The sequence below is a fragment of the Chitinophaga sp. S165 genome (genome assembly GCF_003182155.1).
Classification (GTDB): Bacteria; Bacteroidota; Bacteroidia; order Chitinophagales; family Chitinophagaceae; genus Chitinophaga.
In genome coordinates this window covers 413,288-430,618 of record NZ_QGTG01000002.1, presented here as the reverse complement: position 1 = coordinate 430,618, position 17,331 = coordinate 413,288, and the positions used below count along the sequence as shown (strand labels likewise).

At 44.2% G+C, this 17,331-nt stretch carries 16 protein-coding genes; 7 read left to right on the top strand and 9 right to left on the bottom strand.

Translation table 11 applies throughout. The features are described 5' to 3' along the window. Positions 1-47: 47 nt before the first annotated feature. The 3 genes from C7475_RS09900 to asnS all read right to left on the bottom strand — a co-directional run bounded on the left by C7475_RS09900 (position 48) and on the right by asnS (position 3,149). Positions 48-1,004, bottom strand: a complete 957-nt coding sequence (locus C7475_RS09900) for an isopenicillin N synthase family oxygenase (protein WP_110053202.1) — start codon at positions 1,002-1,004, stop codon at positions 48-50. A gap of 30 nt (positions 1,005-1,034) precedes the next feature. Beyond that, complete coding sequence (locus C7475_RS09895; RefSeq protein WP_110053201.1) at positions 1,035-1,571, bottom strand: biopolymer transporter ExbD; 537 nt, start codon at positions 1,569-1,571, stop codon at positions 1,035-1,037. Positions 1,572-1,709: 138 nt separating this feature from the next. Continuing rightward, complete coding sequence (asnS, locus tag C7475_RS09890; protein ID WP_110053200.1) at positions 1,710-3,149, bottom strand: asparagine--tRNA ligase; 1,440 nt, start codon at positions 3,147-3,149, stop codon at positions 1,710-1,712. A 469-nt stretch (positions 3,150-3,618) separates the two neighbouring features. Here asnS and rho point away from each other — a divergent pair, with 469 nt between their 5' ends. After that, the gene (gene rho, locus C7475_RS09885; protein WP_370445416.1) at positions 3,619-5,331 is read left to right on the top strand and encodes a transcription termination factor Rho; all 1,713 of its coding nucleotides are present in this window, start codon (positions 3,619-3,621) and stop codon (positions 5,329-5,331) included. A gap of 60 nt (positions 5,332-5,391) precedes the next feature. On the opposite strand, the gene C7475_RS09880 is transcribed toward rho, so the two are convergent. The 6 genes from C7475_RS09880 to trmB form a co-directional block, all read right to left on the bottom strand. Continuing rightward, a complete protein-coding gene (locus C7475_RS09880) occupies positions 5,392-6,147 on the bottom strand; it encodes a LytTR family DNA-binding domain-containing protein (protein WP_158286472.1) in 756 nt (251 codons plus the stop codon). A 24-nt stretch (positions 6,148-6,171) separates the two neighbouring features. Further along, entirely contained in the window at positions 6,172-8,193 is a 2,022-nt protein-coding gene (locus tag C7475_RS09875) for a histidine kinase (protein WP_110053197.1), read from the bottom strand. Positions 8,194-8,270: 77 nt separating this feature from the next. Beyond that, a complete protein-coding gene (locus C7475_RS09870) occupies positions 8,271-8,501 on the bottom strand; it encodes a 4a-hydroxytetrahydrobiopterin dehydratase (RefSeq protein WP_110053196.1) in 231 nt (76 codons plus the stop codon). A gap of 73 nt (positions 8,502-8,574) precedes the next feature. Further along, a complete protein-coding gene (locus C7475_RS09865; RefSeq protein ID WP_110053195.1) occupies positions 8,575-9,018 on the bottom strand; it encodes an IPExxxVDY family protein in 444 nt (147 codons plus the stop codon). 146 nt (positions 9,019-9,164) lie between these two features. Then, positions 9,165-9,311 carry a DUF5522 domain-containing protein gene (locus tag C7475_RS09860; protein ID WP_233259857.1) on the bottom strand — a complete coding sequence of 49 codons (147 nt, stop codon included), beginning with the start codon at positions 9,309-9,311 and terminating at the stop codon, positions 9,165-9,167. A 25-nt stretch (positions 9,312-9,336) separates the two neighbouring features. After that, on the bottom strand, positions 9,337-10,044 hold the full coding sequence (gene trmB / locus C7475_RS09855) for a tRNA (guanosine(46)-N7)-methyltransferase TrmB (RefSeq protein ID WP_110053193.1): 708 nt from the start codon (positions 10,042-10,044) through the stop codon (positions 9,337-9,339). Positions 10,045-10,890: 846 nt separating this feature from the next. Here trmB and C7475_RS09850 point away from each other — a divergent pair. The 6 genes from C7475_RS09850 to C7475_RS09825 all read left to right on the top strand — a co-directional run bounded on the left by C7475_RS09850 (position 10,891) and on the right by C7475_RS09825 (position 16,632). Next, complete coding sequence (locus C7475_RS09850; protein ID WP_110053192.1) at positions 10,891-11,358, top strand: Lrp/AsnC ligand binding domain-containing protein; 468 nt, start codon at positions 10,891-10,893, stop codon at positions 11,356-11,358. An 89-nt stretch (positions 11,359-11,447) separates the two neighbouring features. After that, positions 11,448-12,374: a tryptophan 2,3-dioxygenase family protein gene (locus C7475_RS09845; protein WP_110053191.1), complete on the top strand. Its 927-nt coding sequence runs from the start codon at positions 11,448-11,450 to the stop codon at positions 12,372-12,374. Between the two features lie 185 nt (positions 12,375-12,559). Beyond that, entirely contained in the window at positions 12,560-13,279 is a 720-nt protein-coding gene (locus tag C7475_RS09840; protein WP_110053190.1) for a DUF4290 domain-containing protein, read from the top strand. Beyond that, on the top strand, positions 13,276-14,589 hold the full coding sequence (gene murA / locus C7475_RS09835; RefSeq protein ID WP_110053189.1) for a UDP-N-acetylglucosamine 1-carboxyvinyltransferase: 1,314 nt from the start codon (positions 13,276-13,278) through the stop codon (positions 14,587-14,589). The genes C7475_RS09840 and murA overlap by 4 nt, the downstream gene beginning before the upstream one ends. A 126-nt stretch (positions 14,590-14,715) precedes the next feature. Continuing rightward, positions 14,716-15,279, top strand: coding sequence for a guanylate kinase (gene gmk / locus C7475_RS09830; protein WP_110053188.1), 564 nt, complete (start codon positions 14,716-14,718; stop codon positions 15,277-15,279). Positions 15,280-15,354: 75 nt separating this feature from the next. After that, the gene (locus C7475_RS09825) at positions 15,355-16,632 is read left to right on the top strand and encodes a hemolysin family protein (protein ID WP_233259810.1); all 1,278 of its coding nucleotides are present in this window, start codon (positions 15,355-15,357) and stop codon (positions 16,630-16,632) included. The last annotated feature ends 699 nt before the right edge of the window (positions 16,633-17,331 follow it).

The window sequence follows — 17,331 nt, the reverse complement described above, 5'->3', positions numbered from 1 at the left end:
AATCAATCTTCTTTAGTCAGCCCCTGTATATTTTATGAAAACGGCAATTATTTCTTTAATCCGATCTCTCTCAGCCTTTCGTCCAGGTATTCACCTGCGGTAATGGGCTCATAAGAAAGTGGATTTTCGTTTGTTACACAACTTTCCAGGGCATTCAGCGGCATCTCTGATTTGGGATGCAGGAAGAATGGAATGGAATAACGGCTGGTATGCCACATATCACGCGGAGGGTTCACTACGCGGTGTGTAGTCGATTTCAAGCGGTTGTTGGTCAACCTTTGCAGCATATCGCCCACGTTCACAACGATCTGTTCGGGCAATGAGGTTACAGGCACCCAGTTATCCTGTTTGTCGAGTATCTGTAAGCCATCAGCGGAAGCGCCTACCAGCAGGGTAATTAGGTTAATATCCTCATGTTGCTCTGCACGAATGGCAGATGAGGGTTCCTGCGTAATAGGAGGGTAGTGGATGGCCCTCAGTATCGAATTGCCGTTGTGTATGTAATTGTCAAAATAATGCTCATCCAATCCCAGGTAGATAGCGATAGCCTGCAGCAGTGCTTTTCCTGACTTTTCAAATGCGCGGTACGCATCAAAGAAGGTTGGTGAGAAAGCGGGGATCTCTTTTACAGCTACATTTGGCGGATATTCGTTGCTGATCGGATCCTGGTCTTCCACGGTTTGTCCAAACTGGAAAAATTCCTTCAGATCGGGTGCTTCATATCCTTTTGCGTGTTCTTTCCCAAAAGAGGTGTAACCGCGCTGGCCGGCCAGTTCGGGGATCTCGTAAGATCGCTTGGTCTCTGAAGGTAAGGTAAAGAACAGTTGTACATATTTGTACAGCTTTGCAATGAGATCGTCTGAAATACCGTGATTTTTTACCGCTACAAAACCTACTTCTTCGTAAGCTTTACCAAGCTGCTCAACAAAAGCAGCTTTACTGGCAGCATCGCCTGAAGTAAAGGCGGCGAGGTCCACAACTGGAATGGATTGCGTTAGAGCCATAGTAAGTGAGTTTTACCTTACTAAGTTAACTCATTTTAGGTAAGCTTCATCTTCCGGAGTGATGTCTACCATGGCATATCTTTCTACGTGATTGATCAGCATCTCATCCATAATGTCCACCACGTTTTTATAATTGGCGGATTTATCTGCTTTGATCAAAACCGTCAGATCATCACGCCCATGTACTTTTATCACCTCGTCACGTTTGTTGATAATGATATCGCGGATGCCATTGTTATTTGCAAAAGTGGTGTGCTTTACTACCGGTGGATGTAAAGGATCATTACCTATGCCTTCATAATAACTGACTGAGTTATTGGCGCCGAGCAGGATAGTGAGCGACTTGCTTTCTGATATGACATTCGGCCGCTCATTATCTTTAGGAACTGCAGGCATCAGTAACTTCATTACCTTAGGTTGTGACATCGTAGTAGTAAGCATGAAAAAAGTAATGAGCAGAAATCCCAGGTCTACCATAGGTGTCATATCTACACGAGTGCTTAATTTCTTTGAACGGGTTCCTTTTTGGTGGCCGCGATCGGAGCTGCCTGTATTCATTTCAGCCATGACGAATAGTTTTAAGGGTATAAGAATAAATGACTGAAAGCGCTTTCAATGATATAGATGCGGAGGGAAGAATATTCCATAAAAATAAAACGCCGTCCATAATGGTGGACGGCGTTTCTATGATGATTTGTAACGTTCCTAGAACTCAGCACTCTTAGGCGTTCTTGGGAAAGGTATTACGTCCCTGATATTACCCATACCAGTTACGAACAATACCAGTCTTTCAAATCCCAGACCAAAGCCTGCGTGAGGCGCAGAACCGTAGCGGCGGGTATCCAGGTACCAGCTCATTTCTTCAACAGGCAGGTGCATTTCTTCCATGCGGGTTACCAGTTTATCGTAATTTTCTTCACGCTGGGAACCACCTACTATTTCACCGATGCCTGGGAAGAGGATATCCATTGCCCTAACAGTTTTGCCATCTTCGTTCTGTTTCATGTAGAACGCTTTGATCGCTTTAGGATAATCTGTCAGGATCACTGGTTTCTTGAAGTGTTTCTCTACCAGGTAACGTTCGTGTTCACTCTGGAGATCAGCACCCCAATCTTCGATCAGGTAGTTGAATTTCTTTGTTTTATTAGGTTTGCTGTTCTTCAGGATGTCGATGGCCTCGGTGTAGGTAAGGCGCATAAACTCATTATTCAATACAAATTCGAGCTTTTCGATCAGTCCCATTTCACTGCGTTCCTGTTGTGGCTTCTGTTTTTCTTCATCCGCCAGGCGTTGTGCCAGGTATTCCAGGTCCTCCTTGTTGTTTTCCAGGGCATAGCCGATAACAGATTTGATAAAAGCTTCAGCCAGGTTCATATTGTCTTCAAGATCATAGAATGCCATTTCAGGTTCTATCATCCAAAATTCTGCCAGGTGGCGGGCTGTATTGGAGTTCTCTGCACGGAAAGTTGGACCGAAGGTGTAAATATCACCAAAGGCCATCGCTCCCAGTTCGCCTTCCAGCTGGCCGGATACGGTCAGGTTTGTAGCGCGGCCAAAAAAATCCTCTTTATAATCAATCTCGCCGTTTTCTGTGAGTGGCGGATTTTTAATATCGAAGGATGTTACATGGAACATTTCACCTGCACCCTCAGCGTCAGAAGCCGTAATGATAGGCGTGTGCAGGTAAACAAAACCTCTATCGTTGAAGAATTTATGTACGGCAAATGCCAGTGAATGGCGAAGACGGAAAATAGCACCGAATGTATTGGTACGGAAGCGGAGATGCGCTATTTCACGCAGATATTCCAGGCTTGGGCGGTTTCTCAGCTGCAACGGATATTTCTCCGGATCACAATCTCCCAGTATTTCCAGTTCTATTGCTTTTACTTCCACACGCTGGCCTTTACCCAGGGAAGGGATCACCTGTCCTGATACGCTGATGGCAGCACCGGTAGTAAGGCGTTTTAACAGTTCAGGAGTAACGGATTCAGCGTCCAGTACAACCTGGATATTATTATTGGTAGAGCCATCATTCAAAGCTATGAACTGATTGTTACGGAAAGACCGTATCCAACCTTTTACCACAACAGGGTAATCTGTTTTTTCGTCCTGCAGTATCTGCTTGACTTTCACTCTTTGGCTCATATTAATATAAATTTTGGAGTGCAAATTTAAGAGTTATAGAGCAGAATGCATAGGGGAAAACCGGTTTGCCGGGCCAGGGAGTCAATAAAATGTTAAATTAAATAGCAACTGTTCCGGCGCTCTTTGGCAGGAATGTTGATAGTTATAGAGGATCGGGACCATAGACAGGCTATGGGACGGGGTTCTATAAGGGGGAGCACGGCACGGAGGCTTGTCTGGCTGCTGTTGTAACAGGTTGGAGCAGTGCATTTTTTTTGGATAATAGCGAAACTTGTTTTAATCTTGCGTTACAATCTGCCTGATTAAGTTCTAATTTCCATCTTCATCGGCAGTCCTAAACTCAACATTCCCTATCAGATTTAATAACCAGATTAAATTTATTGGACTCAAAAAACAATTATTTGTAATTGGTGTATGTTGGTATGTAGTGGTACCCACCTCACAACACTTTTAAATTTGACAACACACGATGATGTACGACATCTTACAATTGAACGACATGCTCGTTCCTGAGCTGCTTGACATTGCAGAGAAACTGGATGTGCCAAACGCCAAAAAACTGAGCAAACAGGATCTTATCTACAAAATACTCGATAAGCAGGCAGTAATGGCCTCCGAAGGTAACCCGGCAAATGGAGAAGAAAAGAAAACACGTAAACGTAAATCAAAGAAAGAAGAAGAAGCAGAAGAAGCCCATGTAGCAGAAGCTACAGCTGCTGACGAAAAACCTAAACGTGGCAGGAAACCAGCTGCCAGCGGTGTTAAAACAAAAGAGTCTGAATTAGAAGAACCTAAATCACAGGAAACCAAACCAAAGAAAAAGAACTTCGATATAGATCTCGACATCCCCTCTCTTACTTTTGACGATGATGATGATGTAATCATTCCACAGTTTACAGAAGACGCTGAAGAAGAAGAGGATGAAGTAATAACATCTTTGCCCGTAGCTGAAGAAGAAGAGGAAGAAGAAGAAGAGGAAGATGATTTTGTAATGCCGGAAGAACCGGTACTGGCGCAGAAACAGCGCTTTCCTTCAAATAAGAAAGAACCTGCTTTTAATATAGAATTTGATGGTATAATTATCAGCGAAGGCGTACTCGAAATGATGCCCGATGGCTACGGTTTCCTGCGCTCCTCCGATTATAACTACCTCAGTTCACCAGATGATATTTACGTTTCTCCTTCCCAGATCAAATTATTCGGACTGAAAACAGGTGATACTGTGAAAGGCTCCGTTCGTCCTCCGAAAGAAGGTGAGAAATACTTCGCACTGCTGAAAGTTGAAACCATCAATGGTAAATCTCCTGAAGAAGTACGCGACCGTGTTCCATTTGATTACCTGACGCCGTTATTCCCCTTCGAGAAATTACGTCTGACCACTACTTCAAATAACTACTCAACCCGTATCATGGACCTCTTTACACCAATAGGTAAAGGTCAGCGTGGTTTGATAGTAGCACAGCCTAAAGTGGGTAAAACCATGTTGCTGAAAGAAGTGGCCAACGCTATCGCGACAAACCATCCTGAAGTATACCTCATGGTAGTACTGATCGATGAACGTCCGGAAGAGGTAACCGATATGGAACGTAGCGTAAAGGCGGAAGTAATTGCCTCTACATTTGACGAACCAGCTGAAAAACACGTAAAAGTATCTGCCATCGCGCTGCAAAAAGCAAAACGCCTGGTAGAATGCGGACACGATGTAGTGATCCTGCTCGACTCTATCACCCGTCTGGCCCGTGCACATAATACAGTAGCACCCGCTTCCGGTAAAGTATTGAGCGGTGGTGTGGAAGCAAACGCAATGCAGAAACCTAAACAGTTCTTCGGCGCCGCCCGTAAGATCGAAAACGGCGGTTCCTTAACAATACTTGCTACAGCACTGATCGATACAGGTTCCAAAATGGATGAGGTGATCTTTGAAGAATTCAAAGGTACCGGTAACATGGAACTGCAACTGGACCGTAAACTGGCTAACAGACGTATCTTCCCCGCTATCGACGTATCCGCTTCCTCTACCCGTCGTGATGACCTGTTACTGGAAAAAGATATCCTGAAACGTATCCATATCCTCCGTAATCACCTGGCAGATATGAATACAGAAGAATCTATGCACTTCATGCTGCAACACATGAGAGGAACCAAGAATAACGAAGAGTTCCTGATCTCCATGAATGGATAATATCTCTCCATCAAGATAAAAAGATAAAAGGCCGCATCTCAGATGCGGCCTTTTATCTTTTTATCTGTATTGTTTCCAGTGACTAACAAGGTCTTTCTTCCTTCTATCCGCAACCTCCAGCTTCGCCCCATTTTTCAGTATCACTTTACCTCCGTCATTTTCCATATGACTGATCTGCGAAAGCTGGACCATCTGGTGATTATTGATCTGATAAAAACGTAAAGGGCCAAACAGATCGGTATAATAACGGAATGAACGCTCCGCCTGTAACTGGGTATTATCCACCAGGAAAATAGTACACTTCTCTGCATTCGCCTCCAGGTAATTGATCGTATTCAGGGAAATGATCATGTCCTCATGCTGGGTAACCGGGATCACCAGGTCCATATTGATATTTTTCCCGCTGTTAAAGTTTTCGAGCAGCACCTTATAGCGGGTAGTACTGGCATTGGCATGAATGCGACCGGTGATCTTCGTTACCGCTGTCATCAAACTTTCCCTGTCTATCGGCTTCAGAATGATCTCCACTTCGCTGAAACGGATGGTGTGAAGAAATTTCTTTTCAAAAGCAGTCACAAATACTGCTTCGAAAGGAGGAACATCTTTAGTGCCCAGCAGTACGTCAAAGCCGGTGCCATCAGGCATTTCCAGATCAAGGAATACAAGTTGGGGCTGATGCTCCTGGATGGTGGCAATACCATTGGCGCAGTCAGACGCAGTTGCTGCGATCTGCACATCGGGGCAATATTTTTCCAGCATCAGAGATATGATGTCCCGGCTATTGCGCTCATCATCTATAATAACAGCTTTTATCATAGTCATCTAATATGCTTATATGGACTAAAGTTGGGGAATGAGGATCCTTACAATAGTACCACTTTCTGTATTGTTTTTTTCTGATTTGTCTATGATGTCAATATGTATCCCCGTGTTGTACATTTTGTTAAGCAGTTCCGCCCGGTTGAAGCTGATCTCCATTCCGGAAGACTGGTGATGTTTGGGGAGCGTACGCAACGTTTTGGAGCGGATAATGCCGATACCATTGTCTTCTATCAGGCATTCCAACATATCCGGGGCAGTCTGGTTGAACTGTATCAGCAACTTGCCGATCGGATGATTGCTGTTGGTCATACCATACTTAACTGCATTTTCCACATACGGTTGAAGTAACATGGCAGGAACTTCCAGTTCTGCAGTGGCAATAGCGGGATCAACGTATATCTCATATTCCATCTTATGCTCAAATCGCATTTTCTCTAACCCAAGATAAGTATTCAAATAGGCAATTTCATCTGCCAGCGAAATAAAATTACGGCGGGAGAAGTCAAGCGTCTTGCGGATAAGATAGGAGAAGTCAGACAGATATTTCTGCGCATACTCAAAGTCGCGCTGCATAACAAAGAGCTGTATGGAATTCAGACAGTTGAAAATGAAGTGAGGATTGATCTGCGCACGAATAGCCTTCAGCTCTATTTCCGTCAGCTTTTTATCGTATTCAGTCTCGATATGCCGTTTACGCTGTTCTTCCAGTTCCTGTTTTTTACGTAGTATTTCTGTGGTCTGTTCCTTTACAAGTTCCTCCAACTGCTCATTCAGCTTGCGTTGCAGCTCCTTGTTCTTATTCAGCTGTTTGATGAGCAGTTCCTGTGTACGTGTTCTTTCATGATGCACCAGTTTATTCCTATAACTGAGCCCCGCCAGGAAAAACATAGATTGCAGTAGTACGCCGGCTACTATGAGTAGGGATGGCGCGGACATTTCTCCTAAAGCATTGATCAGTCCCAGCGGACGGATAAGCATGAGGAAAGAGCCGAAGCTGGCCATATAAAAGCAGAGAGAACCGAACAGGAAGAAGCGTACCAGTGGATGGTGCCGGGAACGGCGGGCCAGCGCAATGAAAACTACCAGCAGCGGAAGTAAGGTGGAAATGTAGACATAGCTGTAGATCATCACCGGTACCTGGTATTGCTCCAGCGCAATACAATAGAAACAGATGATGATGATGCCGCCGATGATCGCTGCTACTGATGTAAATAGCTTTTCCATGAAAGGGTACCTTTCCTGGAGGTTCAGGAAGGTATTGCCAAAAGCCAGGTACATCAGGTAAAAACAGAATAGTAGCGCCGGTATATCCCAGTAATACTTGAGCATTGGCCAGCGGTAGAAGACAGACAGCTGGTACGGCTGACTTTCGAGCCGTAGTGTAAAGAACAGGATCAGCCCCAGCATATACGCTGCAAAATACATGTATGATTTATCAGGCAGCTGTATGTAATTGATGACGGCTATGGCAAGACATACCAGCAACATGCCCAGCAGCACATGGATCAGGATGGTCTCTCCCCGGAAATACTCCATTTGTCCACTGCGAAATTGTCCGTACTGGAGCGCATTAAATAGCACGGGCATCAGCCCGTTCTCGTTATAATATTTATTGTTGATGTGTAGGAAGAAAGTGCGTGTGTGACCTGGTGGTACTGCAACATTGAACCCATAATGCTCCCAGCGCTGCACACCTCCATGATCTCTCATCAGGCCTGTTTGCATCAGCAGGCGGAGATTGCTGCCGACAGTATCCTGCACGTACCAGCTCATATGATCATGCCAGCCGGTGAATAGTGTTAGTACGGAATCATGATGGCCTGTGTTCTTTACATGCAGCTTCAGCCAGCAATTATTGCCCTTTCCAATATGTTTTTTCTCTACATGGAATAGGTGATAGTTGTGGTTGAACGAAGCTGAAGCAATCTGTTGCGGTGTTAGTAAGCCCCCTTTATCCTCCAGGCTCATGGCATACGGCCGCAAATCAACAGCTGAAGGCAGATGGTCGAAATCTGCTACCAGGGTATCTTTGACGGGCATGCTGGCCGAAGCATTAATGGAGTAACAAAACAACAGGAAAAGTAAATAAATACGAATCACTGTTTGCTAATAAATTTTTACAACAAACCATCTATGGCTTTCGCCAGCTTATGGTCTTTTTCGGTGATCACATCTCCCGCATCATGTGTACTCAGGTATATCTCTACCTTATTATAAACATTTGTCCAGTTTGGGTGATGGTCCATCTTTTCAGCAACAAGAGCCACTTTTGTCATAAATGCAAACGCTTCTCTGAAGTTTTTAAATTCGAAGGAACGATACAGTTGGTTCTTTTTTTCTTCCCACATAACAAAAGTATTTAGTCATGAAACAAAGCCTTGTTCACGGGTGCAATTCGGTGAAGGAACCGGTACATACCGGTTAGAAGATGAGGTTCATCTTATTTTTGATCTCTCTAATATCCAATAAAGATACTAATTGTACAAGCTCTACGTGGCGTAACTGTTCTATTAACTTCTTAACGTCATCTAACTGATAGTAATCGCCTTTAACCATCCAGAGATAGTCTACATTTTTCAGTTCAGGTAGCAGGAACTCTGCCTGACAGTGATTATTGTAGAAGTAATGGACAGACGATTTAGTTGGCTCCTCAAACTCAAAAACGCTGAAATAGAACGCCCTGTTGTTTTTGGACAGGTTAATTTCCAGGGAATTATTTACCCGGAAATCAAGGTGCATGTAGTTATTAATCTGCCAGCAGAGTTGATAGTCGCGGGCGGAAGACACAATACCAATAACGTGGGTTGATTCGAAAAAATCTTCCAGCAGTTGATCCTGGTCCAGCTTTAACTTTAATACCGACATATAATGATTTGTAATACAGTATGCGCCAGGGGCTTAGTTTTTAGTCTGTTTTTACCTGTTGCTTTCCTGATAGCCAAAGTACGGCTTTAATATTTAATATCCTTTATTTTGATGCTCTCCCGCTTCCGTCAGATTCATGTACAGTTTCACGGTCCTTTGTTTCCGGCCTGCCGCTTGGCAAGGAGGGCGGTTCGTTTAGGTTCAGGTACCTTTTCGTATGCATAGGGGCAATGTTTGCAGCCATTCCCGCAACAATAGCCCCGTTCAAGGTGGAAATGTTCAGTGAAGACCATATAACCGTCTTCATTGTAATAGAAATCAATCCCCTCCTTCAACGGTTGCTGCATCGGAAGGTAATTTTATGGTACGCCAGTCAAGCGGGGCTTCCGGTAATCTGAACTTAAGATAACGGATGGTACGGCCGTCTTCCAGGTGCATGCCTTCATAGAAGGTTTTGATCTGCAACAGTGGCGGAACTTCGGTCATAGCATAAATATCCGGAATATCTTCTACTAAGGTACAGCCGGCCGCTGCGATCACTTCCTGTGTGAAGGCATAGAGTTCGGCGGAATCAGTTTTCAGGTTGATCGTTCCGTCTTTTGCCAGCAGTGGTTGGTATAACTGCAGGAAGCGCGGGTGTGTAAGGCGCTTTTTAGACTTGGAATTACGAAGGAACGGGTCAGGGAAGGTGATCCAGATCTCTGATATTTCACCAGGGGCGAAATAATTAGGCAGTTTGTCGATCTGGGTACGTAGGAAGCCGGCGTTAGGGAGCGGTTCCTCAAGGGCGGTTTTAGCCCCACGCCAGATGCGGTTACCTTTCAGGTCTACCCCCAGGAAATTCCTGTCAGGGTAGCGGCGGGCCAGCCCAAGTGTATAATCTCCTTTACCACAGGCCAGTTCCAGGGTCAGGGAATTGTTGTTCTTGAAGAACGTATGCCATTTTCCTGGCATGCCTTCCGGGTATATTAATACATTCGGAAACGTCTCAATTTCTGCAAAGCGTTGTAATTTCTTTTGTCCCATCGTTGCAAAAATAACGTTTTTTCCCGGCGGAGTAGGGCAGGGAGGGGGAAATGATTCGGATCAAGTCCAACGATGCGTCGGGGATGCGTCATGTATGCGTCGTGTATAAAGCATGTATAAGGCGTACTCGAGGCCCCGGGTTAAGTCGCTTTGTCAATCTTACTATCTCGTATTTCTAAGGCACAGGTAACTATATTGAATGGGCATTAAAATATCATTTAAAGGTCACTTCAATATCGATTTGATATATAGATACCCTTTTAATGCCCTTTTAGTGCCGTTTTAGTAAGCTTACATGAAGCCGATAAATGGCTTACCTGAGGGAGGCAGAAAGGATGTTCGGTCTGTAATTTTAATGTCTGTGGTTAATTCCGGATCTCAAAGTATCGGTAAGCTGGACTTCATGTCGGCTTGTAGAGGAAGATGAGGTGCCTTAAATGAGAAAAACCTGCTCCATCTGAGACGGAACAGGTTTTAAATCGCTGTAGGGGAAGGAGTCGAACCTTCACGAGGCAGTTAGCCGCAGCACAAATAAGATTAGTGGTCAACCCATTATGCTGTGTTTATCCTGTGATCCCCACCCCCGAGACAAGAGGGCATGTCTGCCAGTTTCATCACCCCACAATTTAAAAGAGCTAGTTTTTCAATATTTTGCAGTGTTTTTTCAATTTCGTTTAGTTTTTAGGCTGAACTATTTGTTGAAAACCGCCGTTTGAAGAACTATTATGATGCAAATCTAAAGACATAACCGTTTTCTTGCAAATTTTTTAAGAAAAATTTTTGAATTTTCGAAATTTTTCAAATATTTGCATATAGGTTTAAAACAATCCAAAACAAATTGTAAAAATGAGCCACAATTTGAATATTGACAAACTAGATTTGCAGATCATCAGTGAAATGATGCATAATGCAGAAATCTCCTACGCTGACCTCGGGAAGAAGCTTTTCGTTTCCGGTGGCACGATCCACGTTAGAATGAAGAAATTGCAAGAACTGGGTATCGTTAAAGGTACGAAATTGCACGTAGATTTAAAAATGATTGGTTATGACGTGATTGCCTTTATCGGTATCTACCTCGAGAAAAGTTCCATGTATGACACTGTGGCCAAAGAATTACGCAAGATCCCCGAAATGGTTCGCCTGAACTACACTACTGGCAGTTATAGTATGTTCGCAGAGATCATCTGCAAGGACATCAGCCAGCTGAGAAGGATCCTGCATGACGAATTACAGAAGATTAAAGGTATAGAAAGGACCGAGACACTGATTTCACTGGAAGAAAGCTTTTACCGCACTATCAACGTTGTGGAATAGGGGATACCCCTGCCAACCCTTCCTGTCTGCTTATATTGTAGCATCCGGACAACCAGGTGGCCGGGAAGGGATCATTTAATTTTATTGCTATGGTTACAACAGAAATTGCCGACAAAATTAAGCGGCTGGAAGAAAAGTATGCCGCTATGGGCCAGGACCTTTCTTCTTATCTTGACGGGCTCCTGTATGCCGATTACCTTACCTATTGGGATTACATTCAACTGGACGTATTATTAAATCTGCAACATCCCCGTACTCCCATACCTGATGAGAACATCTTTATTATCTACCATCAGATCACAGAACTGTACTTTAAACTGACATTACAGGCCATCGAGCAGGTATGCCAGGCGCCTGAACTGACGGCAGACCTTTTCAAGACGCAGTTAAAGCGTATCAATAACTATTTCCGCAACCTGATCAACTCTTTCGAGATCATGGTAGACGGGATGGATAAAGAGCAGTTCCTAAAGTTCAGAATGGCCTTGTTGCCAGCCAGCGGCTTCCAGAGCGGACAATTCCGTAAAATAGAGATCTGTTCCACCGGCCTCGTAAACCTTGTTTATGAGCCGCAAAGGGCAGGGCTGGCTGGAAAAGAGCTGTCTGAAGTACTGGATAATATCTATTGGCGCAGCGGGGCCACAGAGCTGGCTACCGGCAAGAAAACACTGACCCTGCGCCAGTTTGAGCAGAAATACATGCATGAGTTCCTGTTCCTGGCAGAGCGTTACCAGCAGAACAATATGCAGCTGCGATACAAACAGCTACCCCCTGAAGTACAGGAAGAGGTAATGCCGCTGTTAAAGGAGTATGACCTGAACATCAATGTAAAGTGGCCGCTGATGCATTATAAATCTGCCGTAAGATATCTGAACCGTAAACCGGAAGATATTGCGGCTACCGGTGGTACTAACTGGCAGCAGTACCTGCCGCCCCGCCATAAGCGTATTGTGTTCTTCCCGGAGATCTGGACAGAGGAAGAGCTTGAAAACTGGGGTAAACTGGCCTTTGAATAATTCTTAATTAGTATTTTTTTTGGTATGTTTGCAAGGAACGGTTGCTTTCACATTAAAAGTCATTCCGTCCTGGCTAGAAGACCAGGTACAAAGATGTTCTCCAATCAGCGTTTTGTTGCTTTGTGAATGCGCAAGCAGATCTTACCTTTCAACGTTTACACAGATATTATTTTTTAATTAGCCATATGGAATACAATACAACCCGTAATCATTTGATAATGAAGGAGTACGGAAGGAATATCCAGAAGATGATAGAATATGTGCTGAGCATCGAGGATATGGACCACCGTCAACGTAATGCAATGTCGCTGATCGAACTGATGGGTACACTGAATCCTCACCTTCGCAACGTAGAGGACTTCAGGCATAAACTATGGGACCATTTGTTTTTAATATCCGATTTCAAACTGGATGTTGAATCTCCGTATCCGATCCCTACCAGGGAGACACTGAGAGCAAAACCAGAGCGTTTGCCATACCCTAAGAAGTATCCACGTAACCGTCACTTCGGTAAAAACCTGGAGATGGTGATCGATAAAGCGATCAATGAGGAAAACCCTGAAAAGAAAGAAGGGTTCACACAATGTGTGGGCAACTATATGAAACTGGCCTATAGCAACTGGCATAAAGAAAGTGTACACGACGATGCTATCAAAGCTGAGTTAAACACCATCACAGATGGCAAGCTGGAATTCCAGCCAGGGTATACACCTCCTCCAAGTGCAGCTGCAATTGCCAACGCTCCTAACTTCAATACAAGCGCTGAGTTCCTGCCACGTACAAGCAACAGTGGCGGCGGAAGCAACAAACGTAAAAGCTTCCAGCAGAACAAGTTTAAAAACAACAGCGGGAAAAACAGTAACAAGCACAGTAACAACAAATACAATAAAAACAGGAACAAGTGAGTAGTGCTTTTGAAGTAAGAGGCGGCAACCGTCTTAAAGGGGAAATTGTGCCCCAGGGTGCCAAAAACGAAGCTTTACAGATTATCAGCGCTGTCCTCCTGACAGCCGAGAAAGTAACCATCAGCAACATTCCCGATATACTTGATGTGAATCTGCTCATAGAGTTGCTGGGTGATATGGGCGTGAAAATTAACAGGATCAGCCGTGATACTTGCGAGTTTCAGGCAGACCAGATCAATCTTCCGTACCTCGAGAGTGCAGAATTCAAAAAGAAATCCGGCAGGTTGAGAGGTTCAGTAATGATTGCTGGTCCCTTGCTGGCCCGCTTCGGTAAAGCGTACATTCCAAAACCAGGTGGCGATAAAATAGGTCGTCGCCGGCTGGATACGCATATCATCGGGTTCGAAAAGCTGGGCGTTAAGTTCGTATACGACAATGATGATAACTACTTCCGCCTGGAAGCCGGAGACGGTGGCCTGAAAGGAGCATATATGCTGCTGGACGAACCATCCGTTACAGGTACTGCCAACATTGTAATGGCAGCAGTAATGGCCAGCGGAGTAACGACTATCTATAATGCAGCATGTGAGCCTTACCTGCAGCAGCTATGCAAAATGCTGAACAGTATGGGCGCTAACATCAACGGCGTAGGGTCTAACCTGCTCACCATTCAGGGCGTTCCTTCCCTGAAAGGTTGCAGCCATGCCATGTTGCCGGATATGATCGAGATCGGTTCCTTCATCGGACTTGCGGCTATGACGCAATCCGAGATCACCATCAAGAACGCCGGTGTGCAACATCTGGGTATCATTCCTGAGAAGTTCCGTCAGCTGGGTATTGAACTGGAGATCCGTGACAATGATATTTATATTCCTGCACAGGAGAAATATGAGATCCAGACTTTCCTGGATGGGTCCATCCTCACTATATCCGACCATCCATGGCCGGGATTCACGCCCGACCTGTTGAGCATTGTGCTGGTAGTAGCCACACAGGCAAAAGGTAGCGTAATGATCCACCAGAAGATGTTCGAAAGCAGGTTGTTCTTTGTGGACAAACTGATAGATATGGGCGCGCAGATCGTATTGTGCGATCCGCACCGTGCAGTGGTGATAGGCCTGGGAAGACAACATGCACTCAGAGGAATTACAATGTCCTCTCCGGATATCCGTGCAGGTGTATCTTTGCTGATCGCCGCACTGAGCGCAGAAGGAAAGAGCACCATTCAGAATATTGAACAGATAGACCGCGGTTATCAATACATCGATGAGCGATTGAGAAAACTCGGTGCAGATATTAAAAGGGTCTGAGATTTATAAGATTACTACAAGCTGCAAGAGATTGGCGCGAACGATCATATTTCATATGGTAAATGCCCGCACCAATCTCTTGCAGCTTGTGATTTATAGCGGAACCGGGATAACTAGCTTAAGAACATGACCAATAAGATCATCATTATTACTGCCCCCTCCGGAGCAGGAAAAACCACCATCGTAAAGAAGCTGCTGTCAGAACTGCCGCAGCTCGCATTCTCTATTTCAGCTACAACCCGCACTGCCAGGGAAACAGAAGTTCATGGCAGGGATTACTATTTCCTGTCCCTGGACGATTTTCATCAGAAAATAGATGATAACGCCTTTGCGGAATATGAAATGGTATATGCCGGGAAATATTATGGAACACTGAAAAGTGAGTTGCAACGTATATGGGACGACGCGAAAGTACCCATGGTGGATATTGATGTAAAAGGCGCCCTGTCTATAAAGGAGAAATACCACACCGGCGTCCTGACCATTTTCATAGCACCGCCAACACTGGATACCTTACGGGTACGCCTCAGCGAACGTGGTACTGAAACCCAGGCATCCCTGGAGGAAAGGCTGGGTAAGGCCCGTTATGAGTTGTCATTCTCCCATGAATTTGATGAAATAGTAGTGAACGATGACCTGGAAACAGCGTATGCCGCAGTAAAAAAACTGGTAACGGCATTCCTGCAGTGATGACATAATGTTCCGGTGCAATCTTTGTATGAAGAATGACCGTACCTATTATGTGGAATCTATAATTCCTTACTTTTGAACTATATTATGGATACTTATACACTCCTGATCCTGGCCATACTGGTATTGCTGGCTGGTTTCTTTGCAGGGCTGGAAACGGCTTTCGCCAATGTGAACAAGTTGAGCATTGAGCTGAAAAAGAAACAGGGGCGGGCTACCGGTAAGATACTGGCGAGCTTTAACGACAATCCTTCCCGCTTTCTGGCTACCAGTTTGCTGGGATTAACCATTGTTGTAGTGATATACGGAATTATGTTCCATAGCGTCCTGCAGCCATTGTGGAACCTCATGTTGTCCCCCCAGCAAAACACTGTTCAACAGCCGATCTTCTTGTTCATTGATGTGATATTCGGAACGTTGATCCTGCTGACGTTAGGCTTTTTTATTCCCCGGGCCGTGTTTCGTTCACGCCCTGAAGCATTGCTCAGCTTTTTTGCCTTACCCATTTCCGTGATATCCAAACCACTGTATGTAATAGGCAGCCTGCTGGTGTCCATTTCTGAATGGATCCTGAAATACCTGTTCAATGTGCGGATCGTTGAAAGTGCCACTTCTTTTCCCCGGGTGGATGTGGAACATTTCATCCGTCAGTCGCAACAGCATATGACGGAAAACCAGGAGCTGAATACCGAGCTGTTTGAAAATGCATTATCGCTTGCACACGTTAAGATCCGTGGTTGCCTCATACCCCGTAAGGAAATAGAAGCACTGGAGATCGGCAGCCCGATTTCAGCAGCTCAGACGAAGTTCATGGAGACGAAACTCTCCAAGATCATTATCTACGAAGAAACGATCGACAACATACTCGGATATATCCATCAGCTGGACATGTTTAAAAGTCCGGCGGAAATTTCCACTATCCTGCATCCCATTCTTGCAGTACCGGAAACGATGAGCGCTATAGACCTGTTGAGCAAGTTTAATAAAGAGCGTAAGAGCATTGCCTGGGTGGTAGATGAATTTGGAGGAACGGCGGGGATAGTGACTATTGAAGACGTATTGGAGGAGATCTTTGGAGAGATCAAGGATGAGCATGATGTAGAGGAATTCGTGGAAAAGCAGATAGCTGAGAAGGAGTATATTTTCTCCGGAAGACTGGAACTGGATTTCCTGAATGAAAAATATGGTTTTGATTTTCCGGAAGATGAGAGCGAAACATTGTCCGGTTATATCATTAATCACCATGAAAAGATCCCGAGGCTGAAAGAGCGGATCATTATCGACGATTATGAGTTCGATGTGTTAAATGTGACGGAAACCAGGATCGAAATGGTTAAAATGAAGGTTCTTTAGATGAAACCAGGATAAATTAACTTTTTTTATCTTTGAATGAAGGTTTTTAGTTGCTTAGATGTCAATTATTTAGGAGAACTTACTACTTTTTATAAAAGAAAAGAAATCAATAGTTGATATTGTGATTATTTTTTTAATATATTTGCAGTGTCATTAAGCATCGCACCTGCTAAAACGATTTAAAAAAAGTAGTAGGTAATTAACACGAATTGTATACATTTGCTGCAGATGATGTAACACAATGATTTGATTTTTGTTAAAAGGATGTAAAAAAAATTGTTACAACATTGATAATAACATATTTTATTTCTATTTTTGTGATAGAAATTTAAAAGTAACCAGAAACACTAACATCTTGAAAGCTTGCCATCAATCGGATGCAATGTGAATCTGGAAACAAAGACATTCTCGAATTCAACTTTTTTGGGGTTAACAAACAATGGATGAAAGGCCGGCTCTTGATTCTTCTCGGGCTGGCTCTTTTTTTTAAAACTACCTCAAGATTCTCTATAGCCTGAAGGCAAATAATTCACATTAATTTATTTTGTTTGTAAGCCCTTTATCTGGTCTGGTTTATCACTGATCAGCTTTTCACGCCACTGACCTTTAAATTCGCTTAAAACTTTCTACTAATAAGGGTAGTTGCTCTGTTTTCTTCAAAGCAACAGCTATATTTGTGCTCCTTAGGATAAAACATTC